This is a genomic window from Paenibacillus sp. Cedars, assembly GCF_003184205.1.
Taxonomy (GTDB): domain Bacteria; phylum Bacillota; class Bacilli; order Paenibacillales; family Paenibacillaceae; genus Paenibacillus_AQ; species Paenibacillus_AQ glucanolyticus.
In genome coordinates this window covers 4150784-4168901 of record NZ_CP020866.1, presented here as the reverse complement: position 1 = coordinate 4168901, position 18118 = coordinate 4150784, and the positions used below count along the sequence as shown (strand labels likewise).

At 51.7% G+C, this 18118-nt stretch carries 19 protein-coding genes; 18 read left to right on the top strand and 1 reads right to left on the bottom strand.

The window, feature by feature from the left end; translation table 11 throughout:
- The first annotated feature begins 20 nt into the window (after positions 1–20).
- The 4 genes from B9D94_RS21000 to B9D94_RS20985 all read left to right on the top strand — a co-directional run bounded on the left by B9D94_RS21000 (position 21) and on the right by B9D94_RS20985 (position 4211).
- On the top strand, positions 21–902 hold the full coding sequence (locus tag B9D94_RS21000; protein ID WP_148247915.1) for an ABC transporter permease: 882 nt from the start codon (positions 21–23) through the stop codon (positions 900–902).
- A 43-nt stretch (positions 903–945) separates the two neighbouring features.
- Positions 946–1983 (top strand): ABC transporter substrate-binding protein, encoded by a 1038-nt coding sequence (locus tag B9D94_RS20995; RefSeq protein ID WP_148247914.1) that lies wholly within the window; start codon positions 946–948, stop codon positions 1981–1983.
- Between the two features lie 49 nt (positions 1984–2032).
- Entirely contained in the window at positions 2033–2695 is a 663-nt protein-coding gene (locus B9D94_RS20990) for a cysteine hydrolase family protein (protein ID WP_006208966.1), read from the top strand.
- A 112-nt stretch (positions 2696–2807) separates the two neighbouring features.
- Entirely contained in the window at positions 2808–4211 is a 1404-nt protein-coding gene (locus B9D94_RS20985) for an MFS transporter (RefSeq protein WP_148247912.1), read from the top strand.
- 124 nt (positions 4212–4335) lie between these two features.
- Here B9D94_RS20985 and B9D94_RS20980 read toward each other — a convergent pair whose 3' ends face one another.
- The gene (locus B9D94_RS20980) at positions 4336–5409 is read right to left on the bottom strand and encodes a M42 family metallopeptidase (RefSeq protein WP_148247910.1); all 1074 of its coding nucleotides are present in this window, start codon (positions 5407–5409) and stop codon (positions 4336–4338) included.
- A 552-nt stretch (positions 5410–5961) separates the two neighbouring features.
- Here B9D94_RS20980 and spoVAC point away from each other — a divergent pair.
- From spoVAC to B9D94_RS20910, 14 genes are all read left to right on the top strand, one after another.
- Positions 5962–6450, top strand: coding sequence for a stage V sporulation protein AC (gene spoVAC, locus B9D94_RS20975; protein ID WP_006208970.1), 489 nt, complete (start codon positions 5962–5964; stop codon positions 6448–6450).
- Positions 6451–6456: 6 nt separating this feature from the next.
- The gene (spoVAD, locus tag B9D94_RS20970; RefSeq protein ID WP_006208971.1) at positions 6457–7470 is read left to right on the top strand and encodes a stage V sporulation protein AD; all 1014 of its coding nucleotides are present in this window, start codon (positions 6457–6459) and stop codon (positions 7468–7470) included.
- Between the two features lie 4 nt (positions 7471–7474).
- Positions 7475–7825 carry a stage V sporulation protein AE gene (gene spoVAE / locus B9D94_RS20965; RefSeq protein WP_006208972.1) on the top strand — a complete coding sequence of 117 codons (351 nt, stop codon included), beginning with the start codon at positions 7475–7477 and terminating at the stop codon, positions 7823–7825.
- Positions 7826–7999: 174 nt separating this feature from the next.
- Positions 8000–8956: an AAA family ATPase gene (locus B9D94_RS20960; protein WP_006208973.1), complete on the top strand. Its 957-nt coding sequence runs from the start codon at positions 8000–8002 to the stop codon at positions 8954–8956.
- A 2-nt stretch (positions 8957–8958) separates the two neighbouring features.
- Positions 8959–10206, top strand: coding sequence for a DUF58 domain-containing protein (locus tag B9D94_RS20955; RefSeq protein ID WP_148247908.1), 1248 nt, complete (start codon positions 8959–8961; stop codon positions 10204–10206).
- Positions 10206–12443 (top strand): DUF4129 domain-containing transglutaminase family protein, encoded by a 2238-nt coding sequence (locus B9D94_RS20950; RefSeq protein WP_231888034.1) that lies wholly within the window; start codon positions 10206–10208, stop codon positions 12441–12443. The genes B9D94_RS20955 and B9D94_RS20950 overlap by 1 nt, the downstream gene beginning before the upstream one ends.
- Positions 12444–12682: 239 nt before the next feature.
- Entirely contained in the window at positions 12683–13213 is a 531-nt protein-coding gene (locus B9D94_RS20945; RefSeq protein WP_006208975.1) for a YqeG family HAD IIIA-type phosphatase, read from the top strand.
- Positions 13210–14334: a ribosome biogenesis GTPase YqeH gene (yqeH, locus tag B9D94_RS20940; RefSeq protein WP_036644517.1), complete on the top strand. Its 1125-nt coding sequence runs from the start codon at positions 13210–13212 to the stop codon at positions 14332–14334. The genes B9D94_RS20945 and yqeH overlap by 4 nt, the downstream gene beginning before the upstream one ends.
- A gap of 53 nt (positions 14335–14387) precedes the next feature.
- Entirely contained in the window at positions 14388–15248 is an 861-nt protein-coding gene (locus B9D94_RS20935) for a shikimate dehydrogenase (protein WP_006208977.1), read from the top strand.
- Between the two features lie 107 nt (positions 15249–15355).
- Positions 15356–15646, top strand: a complete 291-nt coding sequence (gene yhbY / locus B9D94_RS20930) for a ribosome assembly RNA-binding protein YhbY (RefSeq protein ID WP_006208978.1) — start codon at positions 15356–15358, stop codon at positions 15644–15646.
- 60 nt (positions 15647–15706) lie between these two features.
- Positions 15707–16297, top strand: coding sequence for a nicotinate-nucleotide adenylyltransferase (gene nadD / locus B9D94_RS20925; protein ID WP_148247906.1), 591 nt, complete (start codon positions 15707–15709; stop codon positions 16295–16297).
- Positions 16281–16859 (top strand): bis(5'-nucleosyl)-tetraphosphatase (symmetrical) YqeK, encoded by a 579-nt coding sequence (gene yqeK, locus B9D94_RS20920; protein WP_148247904.1) that lies wholly within the window; start codon positions 16281–16283, stop codon positions 16857–16859. The genes nadD and yqeK overlap by 17 nt, the downstream gene beginning before the upstream one ends.
- Positions 16856–17203 (top strand): ribosome silencing factor, encoded by a 348-nt coding sequence (gene rsfS / locus B9D94_RS20915; RefSeq protein WP_006208981.1) that lies wholly within the window; start codon positions 16856–16858, stop codon positions 17201–17203. The genes yqeK and rsfS overlap by 4 nt, the downstream gene beginning before the upstream one ends.
- Positions 17200–18099 (top strand): CvfB family protein, encoded by a 900-nt coding sequence (locus B9D94_RS20910; protein ID WP_148247903.1) that lies wholly within the window; start codon positions 17200–17202, stop codon positions 18097–18099. Before rsfS ends, B9D94_RS20910 begins: the two co-directional genes overlap by 4 nt.
- The last annotated feature ends 19 nt before the right edge of the window (positions 18100–18118 follow it).

The following is an 18118-nucleotide window of genomic DNA, read 5'->3' as shown; positions in this document are numbered from 1 at the left end:
TCGAAGAGGGAGGGATAGCGATGGAAACTGCACGTAAAGAGGCATTTGTTGTACACGCCGTGGCACCGGCGGAGTCGGTGACCGGATCATCCAAACGGCCGGAGGTTGTACCGTACATCCTGGATGAAGAGGCGATGGAGCGCCGCAGGAGTCGGCGGATCGTCTGGGGACGCGCCGCTGTGGCTGTATTTATTTTTCTGGTATGGGAGGTGTTCACCCGGGTCGGTCTGCTGGATTCCTATTATTGGAGCAGTCCTAGCGCCATTCTTGGCACGACCTGGACTCAAATGGCCGAAGGGACTCTGTTGAGGGACATTACGTACACATCCGGCTCGACGATCCTCGGCTTTGTGTTCGGAACCTTGCTTGGAGCGCTGCTCGGATTATCGTTCTGGTGGTCGAGGTCGTATGCAGGCATCAGCGAGCCGTATCTTATCATTCTGAATGCCATGCCCAAGCTTGCCCTGGCTCCGGTACTCGTCATTCTGCTGGGAATTGGATTCTTCTCCAAGGTGGCTCTCGCTTTCTCCATGACGGTTGTCGTTTCTGCGCTTTCCGCATACAGCGGTGTAAAGAGCGTGGACCCTGATATGGAAAAGCTGATGTATTCCCTGGGCGCCAAACGGCATCAGGTCTTCACCAAGGTCGTTGTCCCATGGTCCATGCCCTGGATTATCAGCAGTTTGCGGATTAACATTGCCCTTGCGCTGGCAGGAGCCATCGTGGGTGAGTTTATCGCTTCAAGCCAGGGTGTCGGCCGGATGATCATGTATGCGGGGACCATACTCGATATTAATCTCGTGTGGGTGGGCGTAGTTGTCTTGTCGCTGCTGTCCATGGTGATGTACTGGGGAGTAGTCGTCATAGAGAAATGGTTGTCCAAGGGCTTGACCAAACAATAGACAGAAATCGAACTTATTATTTCTATATAAAAGGGGAATTCATATGAACCGTAAAATGAGGAAGCTTTCGCTATTGTTCGCACTTGTCATATTCACAAGTCTGCTGGGAGCCTGCGGCAATGAGAAGAATGACACTGCCTCCGCCTCCGGCGAGGGTAAGCTGAAGAAAATCGTGATCGCCGAGCCGCTCCATTCGACAGGCTATCTTCCTCTATATGTGGCCCAGCGCGAAGGTTTCTTTGCGAAAAGGGGGCTGGATGTCGAGGTCATCCAAGCCGCGGGAGGTGCGCATGTAACCGCCGTGGTCAGCGGCGATGCTTGGGGCGTCATTGGCGGGACGGAGTCCAACGCCTTGGCTAACAACAACAATTCCGATCCGATCATCTCTGTCGTCAACGTTGTCAACCGGGCGAATGTGTATTTAATGGCTAAGAAAGGCACCGCACCCGCCAGCCATTCTCCCGAGGACCTGAAGGCTTTTTTACAAGGAAAAAAGATCAATGCCGGGCGCCATGGCGGTACGCCCAATCTGTTAACCCGCTATCTGCTGATTCAGCTTGGTCTGGATCCGGAGAAGGACGTGCAGCTGCTTGAGCCGGCAGACGGCTCCACGGTCGTGACGATGGTTCAGCAAGGGGCTGCCGATATCGCCAATGGGGCGGAGCCGCAGATTAGCGACGGGATATCGAAGAATGTGTGGGAGGAGCCGTTTTACAAGTTTCATGATTTGGGTGATTTCTCGTATTCGGTGCTCAGTGTGAGGAAGTCCACAATCGAGAAGGATGCAGAAGCCGTTCAAAGCTTTACAGACGCCATCATCGAAGCGCTTGGAGCTGTTCAGAGCGATAAAGAACTGGCGAAGAAGAATTTGAAGGCCGAATTCCCGACGCTTTCCGATGATGCGATTCAAGCGGCGCTGGACCGGGCTTATGAAGACAATTTATGGAGTTTGGACGGGCTGATCTCGGAAGACGCGCTGAAACATGACATGGATGTCATGATCGAAACGGGGATATTCAAGGGGGATTATTCCTACGATGCCCTTGTGGACATGCAGTTTGTGAACAATGCCAAGAAGTAAATGATGGGGTTCATTCTTTCAAATACACAATCGGAAGGGGAGAGTCGCGATGAAATCGTTGAATCAGCTGATGCTTGAGAGCAAAGCGGCGGTGATCGTGGTTGATGTGCAGAATGATTATTGTCATCCGGAGGGAGCGCTGCCCCGAGCGGGCTGCGATGTTAGCGGGGTAGGAGAGATGATGCCGAAGCTGCATAAGCTGCTTCAGTCCGCCAGGGAGTTTCATGTGCCCGTCATTTTCATTCAGACACTCCATGAGAAAGCAACGGATTCCGACGCCTGGACTACCAGGTCATCGGGACGGTCGGCCCATGTCTGCCGGAGGGGGAGCTGGGGAGCCGAGTTCTATGAGGTTGCTCCGGAGCAGGATGACATCATTGTCAATAAACACCGGTACAGCGCTTTTGTGAATACAAGGCTGGATTCCGTGTTGAAAACGCTGAAAATCGAAACGTTAATCATGACGGGAGTCAGCACCAATGTCTGCGTGGAATCCACTGCCAGGGACGGTTTTATGCTGGATTATCATATCGTGCTTGTAGCGGATGCCTGCGCATCGTATTCGCAAAGCGCCCATGATATGACACTCGAGAATATTGAAGGGTATTTCGGGAAAGTTAGTGGGGTGCAGCATGTGATTGATATCTGGATGGATAAGATTCCAGATGAATCAGTAAGGCCGATGTCGGCGGCTCAGACGACCGCGCGTTAGGTTGTCTGAGTGCATGATCCAGGCAGAATGAAGCTCTCCGCATGCGGGAGCTTTTTCTGTGAGGGTCCTCTCTTCGCATGCACAAATTCATGAATAAGCTGGTGAAGCCTGCGTGAATAACAGATCGAGGATGATCGTTCAATACACCATTTGTTTAGGAGCATTTCTGTCCAATCTGTCAGCCGGCATGTTCAACATTGCGCTTGTAGACATTGCAAGAACCTTTGATTCAACTATTCCAACAGCCCAATGGATCGTTACGGCTTACCTGCTTGTGATTTCCATATTGCTGCCTGTGATGGGCAAGCTCGGCGATATGCTGGGCAGACGGAAAATTCACAATATCGGCTATTTTATTTTTATGGCCGGGGCTCTCTGCTGTGCCGTGTCGCCTTCATTAAACGGACTGATATCCTCCCGCATTCTTCAAGGTATAGGGGCGGCCATGTACCAGGCCACCAATATGGCTTTGATCATTTCTGTGTTTCCCAAGGAGCAGCGAGGCAAAGCGCTCGGGCTGATCAGCACGTTTGTTGCAGCAGGCTCCATGATTGGTCCGAGCCTTGGCGGTATATTGATCCAATGGTTCAGCTGGCGAAGCAATTTCTGGCTGCTGACGGCGCTGTCGCTGATTGCGTGGATGTTTGCTCAGCGGTTCATACCGAAGGACAAACCGGAAGGGTCGGAAAGCCGTTTGGATGTGCCTGGGGCTGCCCTTTTTGCCATATCATTGACTGGTCTGGTTACGGCTGTGAATTTGGGCGCTCAGTGGGGCTGGAGCTCATGGCAGGTTGCGGTACTGTTCATTCTGTTTGGAGTGGGCGCTGCTTCCTTCATCGGGTGGTGTCTGTCCTCACGCTGGGAACGGCAAGGAAAAGGGCGGCTGCCGTTCATGAAGCTGGATCTGTTCCGAGATGCGGGCATCAGCGTGGGGATTATCATTACCATCATTTCCTATATGGCGGCTTTCTCGGCCCAGCTTGTACTCCCAGTATTCCTGCTGAGTGAGCTTGGCATTGAGCCTGCGACGGCAGGGCTGATCATGATGGGTTATCCGTTGTCGCTGATCATATTCTCTCCCTTGAGCGGTAATCTGTCGGACAAGCTGGGGACATTTCCGCTGCTGTCGGCCGGTCTGCTGGTTATGACGGCGGCATTACTCGTACTGGGCTTTGTATCGCCTGCCTACCCCATATTCTTTTTGATTCTCCTGATTGTACTGCTCGGCGGTTCCATGGGGCTGATTACGCCTCCAAACAATTCTCTGGTGATGAGCCGAACATCCAAGAGCGATCTCGGCTTGATCAGCAGTATTCTGGCGCTGTCGCGGAATCTGGGCATGATGTTTGGGACGGCGGCTGGCGGTGCCATGCTGGCGCTTCCAGGCCAGGCGGCAGGAGGATTGACCGGATTTCGCATGATTTTTGTGCTGAACACGGTGCTGGTGGTCATCGTCTATTTAACGATGATTATCTCCTTTCGTTTGGCAAGGCATAAAGAGACGCTGTCTTCATAGTGTGAACATGAGGAAAAAAAGGGTATCCCGCGGTCTGATCAAGACGATGCAGGATACCCTTATTTAACATAATCAGAAATATATACTTTGAAAGCCAGCAGGGGCTTCCTTGAACTGATATCGCTTATGCGCGGTCCAGAATCGTCTGGAGCGTCGAGCGATCAAGACCTTTAACAAGCTTGATCAGAAGTTCTTTAGCTGCTTCATAATCATCGGTATGGATGATGGATGAAGAAGTGTGGATGTAGCGGGAACAAATGCCGATGATGGTGGATGGAACACCGATGCCGCTAAGATGTACTTGGCCAGCGTCGGTACCGCCCGGAGAGACAAAATACTGGTATTTGATTTTGTTGGTCTCCGCGGTATCTTGAACGTATTCCACCATTCCGCGGTGAGTCAGCATCGTTGGATCGAAGATGCGGAGCAGCGCGCCTTGTCCCAATTGACCGAACTGGCTCTTGTCACCCATCATGTCGTTTGCAGCACTGGCATCCAGTCCGAAGAAAATATCCGGCTGAATCAGGTTTGCCGAAGTGCGCGCCCCGCGCAGCCCCAGCTCTTCCTGAACCGTCGCACCGGCATATACCGTGTTTGGAAGCTTCTCGCCGTGAAGAGCTTTCACAAGCTCAATGGCCAGGCCTACGCCATAGCGGTTATCCCATGCTTTGGCCATGATTTTTTTGGGATTGGCCAGCGGGGTGAATTCACAGATCGGAACCACTTGCAGACCGGGACGGATGCCAAACGATTCGGCCTCCGCTTTGTTGTCCGCACCGATATCAATATACATCGTTTTGATGTCGACAGGTTTGCTGCGCTGTGCTTCATCCAGCAGATGAGTAGGAATGGAGCCGACAACGCCGACAACCGCGCCCTTATCTGTAATAATTTGCAAGCGCTGCGCAAGGACCGCTTGGCTCCACCAGCCGCCTAGAGGCTGAAAACGGACCATGCCCGCTTCGGTGATGCCGGTGACCATGAATCCAACTTCGTCCATGTGACCGGCTACCATGACTTTTGGCCCTTCATCGTTTCCGCGGAGAACAGCAAACAGACTGCCCAGGCGATCCTGCACGAACTCATCTGTATATGGAGAGAGGGCATCCTTCACCCATGAACGAAGTTCTCTTTCAAAGCCCGGCGCAGCCGGAAACTCCGTTAGTGTTCGAAATAATTCCAATGTTGATTCATTCATAACGAATATCGCTCCTTTTGAAAAGGTATGTATGAGTTTTACTTTTCTAGTATGCCCCTATATATCTGAAAAGTCTACAAAACCGGCGCCGTGCAAGATACTCCAAATAAAAAGTAAATGACAAGCACCCTGTATGTGGGATAGGAATAGGATGATAGGAAAACAAGTGAAATTTTGTCAGTCGGGGAAGGGGCAGAATATGAACCACCATGGGGTTGTTTGGTACGACCATCATGCCGAAGTCAGAGAACTTCTGCTCATTATGGTCCTGTTCATCCTACTCGTCATTTTGCTGAAGTTCATTCTTATATAATGACAGCCTTAAGCATAATGGCAGCGAGACTTCTTTCAGCTTTCAGGTCGTATTCCTGAAGGCTGATTTTCGTGCGGATTCTCCATATGCTGGGGGACAAGCTGTGCCTCACCATGAGAAGGATGATTTTCCAAACATAAAGGAAGTTCATTCAAAGCATAATGATATCGAGTGATATCCATAGTGTCTCTTCGGCGCTTCATGAAATTCCATACTTAATTCAAGCGGAGGTGTTTTGAATGTCCGGCTCTAATCAAAAGTCCAAGTCCGATATCACCACCATGAGCTCGGCGGAATATCAGGCCATTGCCAAAAAGCACGAACCTCCCCGCGCCATCCTTAAAAATTGTTTGCGCGCTTTTTTGGTCGGAGGTTTGATCTGTTTGATCGGCCAGTGTATCCAGCGGTTTTTTATGTCCGTATTCGATATGACTTCAACCGAAGCAAGCAATCCGACGGTTGCCGTGCTGATTATACTGTCGGTCATCCTGACCAGCTTCGGCGTGTATGACAAAATCGCGCAGTGGGCCGGGGCAGGCAGTGCCGTGCCGGTTACGGGGTTTGCCAACTCCATGTGCTCCGCAGCGCTGGAGCATCGGGCAGAGGGCTTGGTTCTAGGCGTGGGGGCCAGCATGTTTAAACTTGCAGGCTCTGTCATTGTGTTTGGTACCGTTGCTGCGTTTATTATCGGTGTCATCTATGCCATTTTTGGCATCGAAGGGAGGTAACGTTCAATGAAGGTGATTGGCCAAACCTGGCAGTTCGAGAATAAACCCGTCATTATCAGCACGGGAACCATTGTAGGACCGGAAGAAGGCGAGGGACCGCTGGCGAATGATTTTGATTTTGTGTATGACAATATCGAAATTAATGAAAAAACATGGGAAAAGGCCGAGCGGAAGCTGCTTGAGGATGCTTCCAGAAAAGCAGTGGAGAAGGCGGGCATCAAAGAGGACCAGCTGCAGTTTTTTGTCGGCGGGGATCTGATGAACCAGATCATCAGCAGTTCTTTTGCCGCCAGACAGATGGGTGTGCCTTATATCGGCGTATTTGGTGCTTGCTCCACCTCCATGGAAAGTCTGGCCGTCGCCTCGATGCTGGTGGATTCGGGAGGAGCCAAGTATGTGATGGCCGGAACGGCAAGCCATAACTGCACGGTGGAGAAGCAGTTCCGCTATCCGACGGAGTACGGATCACAGAAGCCGCCCTATGCGCAGTATACGATTACGGGAGCAGGCTGCTCCGTTGTTTCGGACAAGGGGGATGGCCCTGCGGTCACCTATGCCACCATCGGCAAGGTTGTGGACCTGGGTATTAAGGATCCGTTCAACATGGGGGCGGCAATGGCTCCTGCGGCAGCAGATACGATTACCAAGCACTTTAAGGATACAGGCCGGCAGGCGAAGGATTATGACTTGATTGTCACCGGTGACCTGGCCTCGGTGGGGCTTCCCATCGCCAAGGATCTTCTGAAGAAGAATGATGTCATCATGGACGGTACGGTGTTTGCCGATTGCGGGTTGATGATCTACGACTTGGAGAAACAGAAATATGTGAATGCCGGAGGCAGCGGGTGTGGCTGCTCGGCTGTAGTCACATACGGCCATATCTTGAAACGGATGCGCAAAGGCGAATTAAAAAAGGTGCTGATTGTGGCTACCGGGGCTCTGCTGTCGCCGCTTTCGTACCAGCAGGGCGAGAGCATTCCGTGTATTGCTCATGCCGTAGCCTTAGAGATGGGAGGATAATGGTATGCAGTTTCTGTGGGCTTTTATTATAGGCGGTCTGATTTGCGTTATTGGGCAAATTATGATGGATGTTATCAAGCTGACACCCGCACATACGATGAGTACTTTAGTGGTGGCCGGAGCCGTTGCTGACGGTTTCGGGTTATATGAACCGCTTGTCAAATTTGCCGGAGCCGGAGCCTCGGTGCCTATCACCAGCTTTGGCAATTCCCTTGTTCACGGCGCCTTAACGGAGCTGGGGAGGGACGGCTGGATCGGGGTCGTGACGGGGATATTCGAAGTAACGAGTGCAGGGATATCCTCAGCGATCATTTTCTCTTTTCTTGCAGCTTTGTTCGTCCGTCCGAAGGGATAAGCCATATGATGCGGTTTGCAAGACCCTGGTACTGTACCAGGGTCTTTTGCCTGTTTATGCGGACCTGTAAACAGGTTAATAACCAAAATATCTCTTCGAATGTACTCCGGGACTTCGATCATGTACAATAGTACTAAATTAAGTATTTATTCCCTTACAGGAGGTTAGTCATACATGCCCGTAAGCCAAGAATCCATGAAAATCATTACCTCGGTACGAACCAATCTGGAGTCGTGCCTGCTAGGCAAAGAATTTGAGATCCAATTGCTCCTTACGGCGCTGCTCGCCGGCGGACATGTTCTGATCGAAGATGTGCCCGGCACAGGAAAGACCCAATTGATCAAAGCATTAGCTAAATCCATGCAGGGAGACTACCGCCGCATTCAGTGCAATCCGGACATTCTCCCGAGTGATATAACAGGGGTTTCGGTATTCCACCCTCGTGACGAAATGTTCTACTTCCGTCCAGGCCCGGTCATGACCAATATTCTGCTGGCGGATGAAATAAATCGAGCTACCACCAAGACGCAATCGGCTCTGCTTGAAGTGATGGAGGAGCGCAGTGTAACGGTGGACGGGGCGACCCACGAACTTCCCCATCCCTTCATGCTGTGCGCTACCCAGAACCCGATCGATTTTGAAGGTACGTACATGCTCCCGGAGGCCCAGCTGGACCGGTTTATGTTAAAACTCAGCCTGGGTTACCCTGATGCCGCAACGGAGAAGCAGCTGATGTACCGTTCACGTGACGGACAGCTGGCGGACAAGCTGCAGCCGGTAACACATATGGATACAATCTCCGCCATTCAGCGTGAAATTCGGGACGTCTTCATCGGCGAGCCTGTTGCCGACTACCTGCTGAATATCACCCGCTCGACGCGTGAACATCCTTCCGTTATGCTGGGCGCAAGCCCCCGGGCAACCCTGTCATTCATGAACGCGGTCAAAGCCTACGCCTTCTTGAACGAGCGGGATTATGTTTTGCCTGATGATGTCAAGACGCTTGCTCCGTACGTACTTTCGCACCGGATCATGCTGCGTCCGGAAGCCAGACTCGACAATGCGAGTCCGGAATCGGTGCTTGAGTTTATACTGCGTCAGGTCAAAGTGCCTGTACAAATGGGGAAATAGGCATGCGCCGTGCGGTTTCGTTATTTTTGAATGGCATGCAGCCGTCCAGACTGGCAGCGGTGTTGGCGGTATGGTGCCTGTGTCTTATGTACGTTTTGTTTCAAGGAGGCAAAACCTCGCTCATGCTGTTCTCGATGGTGAGCCTCCTGACGATATATCTGATCGGTGCTGGCTTTGGCGGTGTCAATCGAGTCAAGGCGCAGCGCAGCGTATTGGGCGGGTCGGAGCGTGCTGGAGAGCAGCTTCATGCCGGTGAACAGGTTCGCGTGAAGCTGGAGGTTCATGTTCCAGGCTTGCTGCCTATGCCATACATGATTGTACGTGAAGTGCTGCAGAGGCATAACGGCGACTCCTGGTCTTTCGAGGACAGCATCATTCCGAACCTTCGCGGTACAGGCAAGCTTGTATTCCAGACGCCGCCGCTTGAGCGGGGGCGGTATGCTTTTTCCAAGACGGAATGCATAAGCGAAGATATTTTCGGCTTAATGGAGCACAAGGGACGGATTGAAGTTCAGACGGATTTTCGCGTATTGCCGAGAACCATCTATATCCCCAAGTGGCATCGAAACATTCGGAATTCCAGATTAGGCGGCACGCATACAACGATATCGGCTTCAAGACGGGAAACAACGCAGATCAATGGAGTCCGCGATTATGTATATGGTGACCGGATCTCCCGGATTCACTGGAACGCTACGGCAAAGACCGGCTCCTGGAAGTCGAAGGAATTCGAGCATGAATCCTTTCCGAAGACGATGATCGTTCTGGATTGCACCGCAGAAGGGTTTGATAACGCCCAGCAGTTTGAGCTCGCTGTATCGGCAGCGGCGTCGTTGATTGAATATGGTGCCAAGGAGCATGCGGGTACAGGTCTGTTCACAACCACGCAGGAAGCCAAAATGTTCGCTCCCGCCGACCATGCGGGCGAACGGATGCGGATGATTCAGCATTTGGTTGATGTGGATTATAACCGAAAGGGCAAATTGATCGCTTCCCTGGAGAAGTCCTATCGTCATTTTCCCAAAGGCGCCTTGTTCCTGTTGATCAGTCCGATGAGTGGCAAGGAAGCATCCGAGATTATGCGCTGGGTTGAAACCAGGGGGATGAACCCTTGTTTTCTGCAAATTCATAACCCGAACGAAAAGAAGCGGCAGGATGAATCCATATCGCTCCTTCAATCCCGGGGCATATCGAGTTATTCGGTTTCCTCGCTGGATGAGCTTCCGACAGCGCTTGGAGGTGGTGTTTGATGAGACTATGGCTGGATAAACTGTCCACGACCTTTTTCAGTACATTGGCGATGCTCTGGCTCTGGATCATGGGCATGCAGTGGGTATCCTTCACCGAAACGATCTGGCTCTCGGAAACGACGGCCATTGTCATAGCGGCGTTAACCATCACGGCTGTCATTGAAGCCCTGCTTCCCATTAAACAGGGCTACAGACTGCTGATACAGTTTGTTTTGATTCTCTATTGCGTGTACAGTTTGCTGAAGTCTTACGGCAATCCGGTTCCTGTCATGACAAGTGAAAGTGTTTTGGCTGAAGAAATCATGTATCTCTTTCCCTATTTATGGTTCGCTGTCGCTGCCTGGGCGATTTTCCTGTTCATTGCACACTGGGCCAAAACCAAAGGACGCGTCCTTTTTATTGTCGGGCTGAATGTCATCAGCTTTGCCGTGCTGGATTCCTTTACAAAAATTGTGCTGTGGGATGAGATCGCTTGGGTGGTCGGAGCCGGAATGGGCTGGCTTGTTTCCAGCCATTTCAACCGGTTCCGCAGACGGTTTCCTCAGGGCTGGATCAACTTATCAAAATACCCGTTTAAGATTATTGCTAACATTTTGGTTATATTCTCTTTGATTATTGTAGCTGGCGTGAATATGCCTCATGTGCAGCCGACATTAACAGATCCTTATACGGCATGGAGGGAATGGAGCGGGGTGCCGCTGTCCACGGGCAGTACAACCGGAACCGGAACTCTCATCGAGTCTTCATCAGAGAGCATGTCCGGTTACGGAAGAGAGGACAATGATCTTGGCGGCGGCTTTAACTTCGACTACTCACCGGTGATGTCAATCACCTCGGATGAACGCAGCTACTGGCGCGGCGAGACCAGAGCGGTGTATTCCGGCACAGGTTGGGCAGACGGAGCCAGCAGCCGGCGTTCCGGTACAGGCGTAGAGATCGGCGAGGAGCTGCCGGGTGAATCGAACGGATCACTATCCACCAAGAAACTGGAGCAATCAGTGACGATGCTGAGTGATACGGTGTACCCCGTATTGTTCGGTGCATACTCTGTTAAGCAGCTGGAGGGCCTGGATGAAGATATTGATCCGGGGCGGCTCCGCTGGCAGATGGAAGGCGCGGAAATGCATCTGGATGATGTCCGGGATGCAGATTATCCGAAGAGTTATACCTTAACCTCTGAAGTGCCGGTTATTCCTATTGATGAGCTGAGCACAAGAACATACGATCAGTTGTATTCCGGCTCTATGGACGATGCCTATATCCAGAAGCCGAGAAATTTCCCGGAACGCGTCACAACGCTGGCTGAGGAAATTACGGCTGAAGGAGATACTCCGTATGAGAAGGTTATGCTTTTGCAACAATATCTAACAAGCAACTATACCTATACGAACACCCCTGACCTTACCCGCAAGAAGAGCGATGATTTCGTGGATGGTTTTCTGTTTGAGGTCAAGGAAGGATATTGTGATTACTTTTCTACCTCGCTTGTCATGATGACAAGGTCCCTTGATATCCCAGCACGCTGGGTAAAGGGTTATGCTCCCGGCAGCCTGACGGCTTCGGAATACATGCCGATGGATGGTCAAACCCCGATTGAGCCAGGGAACTATACCGTAACGAATGCAGACGCCCATTCTTGGGTGGAGGTATATTTCGGTGAGTACGGATGGGTTCCGATTGAGGCAACGCCGGGATTTAGCATGCCCATCCTGACAGCCGACACAGATGCCGAGCCGGTCATTGAGGAAGACGTTGAAGAAGAAGAGAGTGCAGAGGATGAAACCACTCCTGCTTCCGCCTCTAATGATCAACAATCCGGGTGGGTCAAAATGATTGTAACGGCTGCCGCGGTTGTAATCGTATTGTGGATTCTGTATATTTTGTGGAGAATGCGTATCAGCCTGCGTTTTGCAGGAGCGCGCATTCGTGCAGGCAAGCCGCTGACGGCAGCGGATAAAGTCATTGCCGAAACCGAACGCTGGATTCGTTCCGTGCACCGCAAGGGATTGGTACGCCAGGAACATGAAACGCTTCGTGAGTCGGTGAAGCGCTGGTTGCAAGCACATCCTGCGCTGGAATCCGAAATGAGACCGCTGCTGCAGCAATTCGAGGCTGCACGTTACAGTCCTGCTGAAGTGCAGGAGGAGCAGTGGCGTTCCGTTCAAAATGATGCCGAGAAACTGAAGAAGTCTATAAAAAAGATTCGAATTGTGCATGAAAAACGGCTGTCGCCGTAATTCCAGGAAGACAGACCGCATAGTGGTGGTTGTTCTTGCGATATCAGGATACCTCGATATGGATACGTGCTCTGATATCCAGTAATTTCAAGACCGCCCGGCTCTCTTCCTGAGCTGCCGGGTGGTCTTTTGCTGGTCATGATGATTACGCGGTACGAAGGATGAAAAAGGCTCGTGATTATTTTTACTAAGGAACCGGAATATGGTATAGTTTTTCGTATGAAATTGAGGTGACGAACTTGTTTGAAATGTTAATCCCAAAGCTCCGTGTCAATACGGTTTTTGATATTAACCTAGAAGAATTATATGAGCAGGGGTATCGTGGAATCATTACGGATCTGGATAACACCCTCGTTGGTGCAAAGGCTCCGCTGGCGACACCGGAACTGGTCGTTTGGTTCAAAAGAGTGAAGGAGCTTGGCTTTCAGCTCATTATTGTTTCGAACAACCAGCTCGAACGCGTGTCCAAATTTGCGACGCCGCTGGATATCCAATATGTGCACGAAGCCCGTAAGCCCAGCAATACTCCGTTCCGCAAAGCCATGAAAATGATGGAGCTCACTCCGGATAAAACGGTGGTTGTCGGTGACCAGATGCTGACTGATGTATATGGCGGGAATCGCCTCGGTTTGTATACGGTTCTGGTTATGCCTATCGCAATCAGCGATGAGGGATGGTTTACCCGTCTGGTTAATCGCCGGGTGGAACGCATCGCATTGACCCGTTTACGCAAAAAAGGATTATGGATGGAGGAGGAACCGAAATCATGACGTTGCCTACAGGCGGAGACATCAAGAAGTGCAGCGGCTGCGGCATACCGCTTCAGAGTGCAGCACAGGACAAGCCCGGCTATTTGCCGGAGAAGGCCTGGGACCGTGACCCGGTCATTTGCCAGCGCTGTTTCCGGATCAAGAATTATAATGAAGCATCCTCGGTAACCGTAGATCAGGACGAATTTTTACGGCTGCTCGGACAAATTGGCGGCAAGAATGCGCTTGTTATTCATATTGTGGACCTCTTTGACTTTGAAGGAAGTCTCATTTCAGGACTGCAGCGTTTTGTCGGCAATAACCCTGTCGTTTTGGCTGTTAATAAAACAGACCTTCTGCCGAAAGTTACCAATTGGAACAAGGTTCTGAATTGGGTGCAGAAGCAGTGCAAGGAGCATGGCCTGAGAACGGAAGATATTGTGCTCTGCAGCGCGAAGAAGAATCAAGGCTTCGAGCGGCTGCTGGAGATGGTCGGGCAGCACAGAGGCGACCGTGACGTATATGTAGTTGGAGCCACGAACGTAGGCAAATCCAGCTTGATCAACCGTTTGATCCGCGACTACAGTGATCTGGATCAGGAGTTGACCGTTTCCCGTTATCCGGGAACGACATTGGATATGGTCAATATCCCGCTGGATGATGGCCGGTATATTATTGATACGCCGGGCATCGTATACCCTTGGCGCTATAGCGAGGTAGTCAGCCGTGAGGATTTGGGGACAGTGATGCCGGAGAATCCGTTGAAACCGATGGTATACCAGCTGAACGAGGGTCAGACCCTGTTCTTCGGAGGTTTTGGCCGCTTTGACTTTTTGCAAGGGGAGCATCAATCCTTCACTTGCTTCATCAGCGGCCGATTAGGCATTCATCGGACCAAGCTGGAACGGGCGGATTCGTTGTTTGAGGAGCATGCCGGAGAGCTCCTCTCGCCCCCGACTAAGGAACGGCTTGAGGAATTACCGGAATGGACAAGACATGAAATCCGTATACCGAAGGGAACGCGCCAAGACGTGTTTATATCCGGCCTCGGCTGGATCAAGATCAACGGTGAGCAGGGTGCGCTTGTAGCGGTTCATGCACCGAAAGGAATCAAAGTTCTGTCGCGTCCATCCTTGATATAAGTGACTCATCCATAGGTGCACCATTGGCTTATGGCGGGAGAGGCGGAGGAGAAATGAAAGAGAATTCATGGATCGAGCGTGATTACCTGCTCCTTGGCGTTATGGGGGATCCCATCGGCCACTCGAAATCGCCGGCCATGCATAATGCGGCCATAACCGCACTGGGGTTATCGGGCGCCTATGTGCCGCTTCATGTACGTCCGGAAGGATTAGGGGAAGCGATCCAGGCTGTGAAAGCGTTGGGGTTTCGTGGCGTAAACGTTACGATCCCCCACAAGGTGGAGGTTATGAAGTATCTGGATGTCGTTGATGAAGGGGCGCGGCAGATCGGCGCCGTCAATACCATCGTCAATGACAACGGCACCCTAAAGGGTTACAATACGGATGGCATCGGATATGTTCGTTCATTGAAGGATGAAGCGTGTCCCGACCTCAAAGGGAAGCGCATTGTTGTCCTTGGAGCCGGAGGCGCTGCCCGGGGTATCATTTATGCCCTTATCGGCGAAAAGCCCGAGACGATATCGATCGTGAACCGGACAGCCGCCAAAGCGCTGGCGTTGGCTGAGGAATGGAGCTCGCTTGCCGACTTGAGGGGATACGGTGAAGATTATGCCGAAGAGGCATTGCTTACAGCAGATGTCATTATCAACACAACCTCTGTAGGCATGTTTCCCCGGATTTCGGAGATTCCTATCCCTCAAGGGCACATCCCGGAAGGGATCGTGGTCAGCGATCTGATCTATAACCCGCTGAAGACGGAGCTTCTCCGGCAAGGTGAGTTGCGTCAATGCACCGTGCATGGCGGACTTGGGATGTTTATCAATCAGGGCGCGTATGCACTGGAGTATTGGACGGGATTGACGGCACCTGTGCAGGCCATGAAGGAAGCGGTTCTGAGCAGCTTTCAAGCCTGAACCGGTGCATCTTGTTTATTGATTAATGGTGAAGCAAAAGCTACAATATAGCTTTCGACCAATCCGTTGGATTTAATAATTGAATATTTAAGGAGTAATGACCAAGCATGTTAACAGGAAAGCAAAAACGACATTTACGTTCCCTTGCGCACCATCTGGATCCGCTGTTCCAGGTAGGCAAGGGAGGAAGCAACGAGCATCTGATCCGCCATATTTCCGAGGCGATTGAGAAGCGTGAGCTGCTGAAAGTATCCGTATTGAACAACTGCCTTGAAGATCCTCGGGAAATCGCGCAGGAACTTGCCGAGGGAGCCAAAGCGGAATTGGTGCAGGTCATCGGCAAAACGATCGTGCTCTATAAAGAATCCAAAGATTACAAGACCATCGAACTGCCATAAGGGAGCACGTTGCTCCTTGTAAGGCAGTAGAATAACTCTCTATAAGGGGAGGCGATCCGGATGAAGGTAGGGATAATGGGTGGAACCTTTGATCCCATTCATATCGGGCATATGCTGGCAGCTGAAGCTGCACGGGATACTTATGACCTGGATGAGGTATGGTTCATGCCAAGTCATATCCCCCCGCACAAGGAAGATGCCGGCGTAACCGGACTCATGCGGCTGGAAATGACGGCCGAGGCTGTAGCCGACCATCCGTCCTTTCGTACATTGGACTGGGAAGTGCAACGCGGCGGAGTTTCCTACACCGTCGACACCGTCAGAGAGCTGCGGGATACGTATCCCGAGCATGAATTTTCGTTCATTATCGGAGCGGATATGGTGGCATACCTTCCCAAGTGGAACCGCATTGAGGAACTGGCGGAGATGCTCACCTTTATCGGGCTCAACCGTCCCGGGACCAAGCTGTCTGTGGATGAGTTGCCGGAATTTCTGCGTCAGGTGGTGGTCACGGCGGAGATGCCGCTGATCGAAATATCCTCCACCCTGATTCGGGATAGAGCGGCATCGGGCTTGTCGATCCGTTATATGGTACCGGACCGTGTTTATGATTATATTGTTAGGAGCGGTATATATGCTGTACAGCCGTGAGAAACTGATTGACGCTATATCCTCTCAGATGCCGGCCAAACGCTGGGAGCACACGCAGGGCGTAATGGAAACCGCCGTCATCCTGGCCGGCCGGTTTGGAGCCGACCCGGTTAAGGCAGAGCTGGCAGCCATCCTGCATGATGTTGCAAAATATTGGCCTGTGCAGAGGCTTCACCAGATGATGGTGGATCATAAACTCTCCGAAGAGCTGCTCCATTACGACAAGCAGCTCTGGCACGCTGAGGTCGGTGCTTTTGTAGCGCAGCAGGAGTATGGGGTGACGGATGCCCAGGTGCTTGACGCAATTCGTTACCATACGTCAGGACGCATAGGAATGACGCTGCTGGACAAGGTGGTCTGCCTTGCGGATTACATGGAACCGGGACGGGATTTTCCCGGGGTGAATAATATTCGCGAACTGGCCAACCATAGCCTTGAAGAGGCGCTTGCCGCCGGTTTTGATTCCACGATCGGACACCTGCTATCACGCAGACAAATTATTTATCCGTTGACGGTATTAGCCCGCAACGATCTAATTAAGCAATTGGAGGCGAATTCATGACGTTGAAACCGAATGAGTTGTTAAATGTGGCAGTTGCCGCCGCAGAAGATAAAAAGGCAATGGATCTCGTTGTTCTGGATCTCAGAGGGATTTCGCTAATCGCAGACTATTTTGTCATCTGTCACGGTAACTCGGATACCCAGGTGCAAGCGATAGCAACCGAAATCCGCAAACGGGCCCATGATGAAGGCGTAGCTCTTCGCGGACTGGAAGGAATGGACGCAGCCCGCTGGGTATTGATGGATCTTGGAGATGTTATCGTGCATATTTTCCACCGCGATGAGCGCGAGTATTACAATATCGAGCGTCTGTGGTCGGATGCTAAAGTGGTGGAGAACGTATGAGTTTAATTGCCGGCACATTGACGGAGCTGGTTGTATCCAGAGAAGTTTCTCCTTACGGTTATTTTCTGGATGGCGGCGATCGGGATGTGCTTCTTCACTATTCGGAGCTCACGGGCAAGATTGAACCGGGGGACACGGTAGAGGTATTTATTTTCTTTGATACGGAAGATCGCTTGGCTGCAACGATGAAGAAACCTTATCTGACACTGGGTGAAACCGCGAAGCTGCAGGTGGCGGATGTTCATCCCCGTCTCGGGTGTTTTCTTGAGATGGGGCTTGGCAGACAATTGCTGCTTCCAATCCGGGAGTTGCCTGAGATGCGGGAACTGCATCCGGTCGTGGGAGACTATGTGTTTGTCATTATGGAGCATGACAAGCAAGGGCGTCTTCGGGCGAAGCTTGCCGGCGAGCAGGAGCTGGCTCCGCTTTCGTTCCATGCGCCTGATTCATGGAAGGGCGAATGGTTCACATCCCTCGTCTATAAACCGCTCCAGATGGGCACATTTGTCATCATTGACGGAGGCGTGGTCGGCTTTGGTGCAATCGGCATGATCCATTCCTCCGAACGGACACGCATGCTGCGCCTTGGCGAAGAGGTCAAAGTCCGGGTAAGTCATATTCGGGAAGATGGAAGGGTCAACCTGTCCATGGTTCCGCAAAAAGAGATCGGCCGGACAGATGATGCCGACCGGCTCCTTGCTTTTCTGAAGGAGCGCCCGGGCCATGCGATGCCGTATTCGGATGATACACCGCCCGATATCATCAAGCAGCGATTTGGCATAAGCAAATCCGCTTTCAAACGTGCGCTTGGCAAACTGATGAAGGACGGGCTCGTTACCCAGAAGGACAGCTGGACGTATATGGTCAATAAAGAAGAGAATACCGATTCTAAGTAACAACCCGGATCATAGGGGA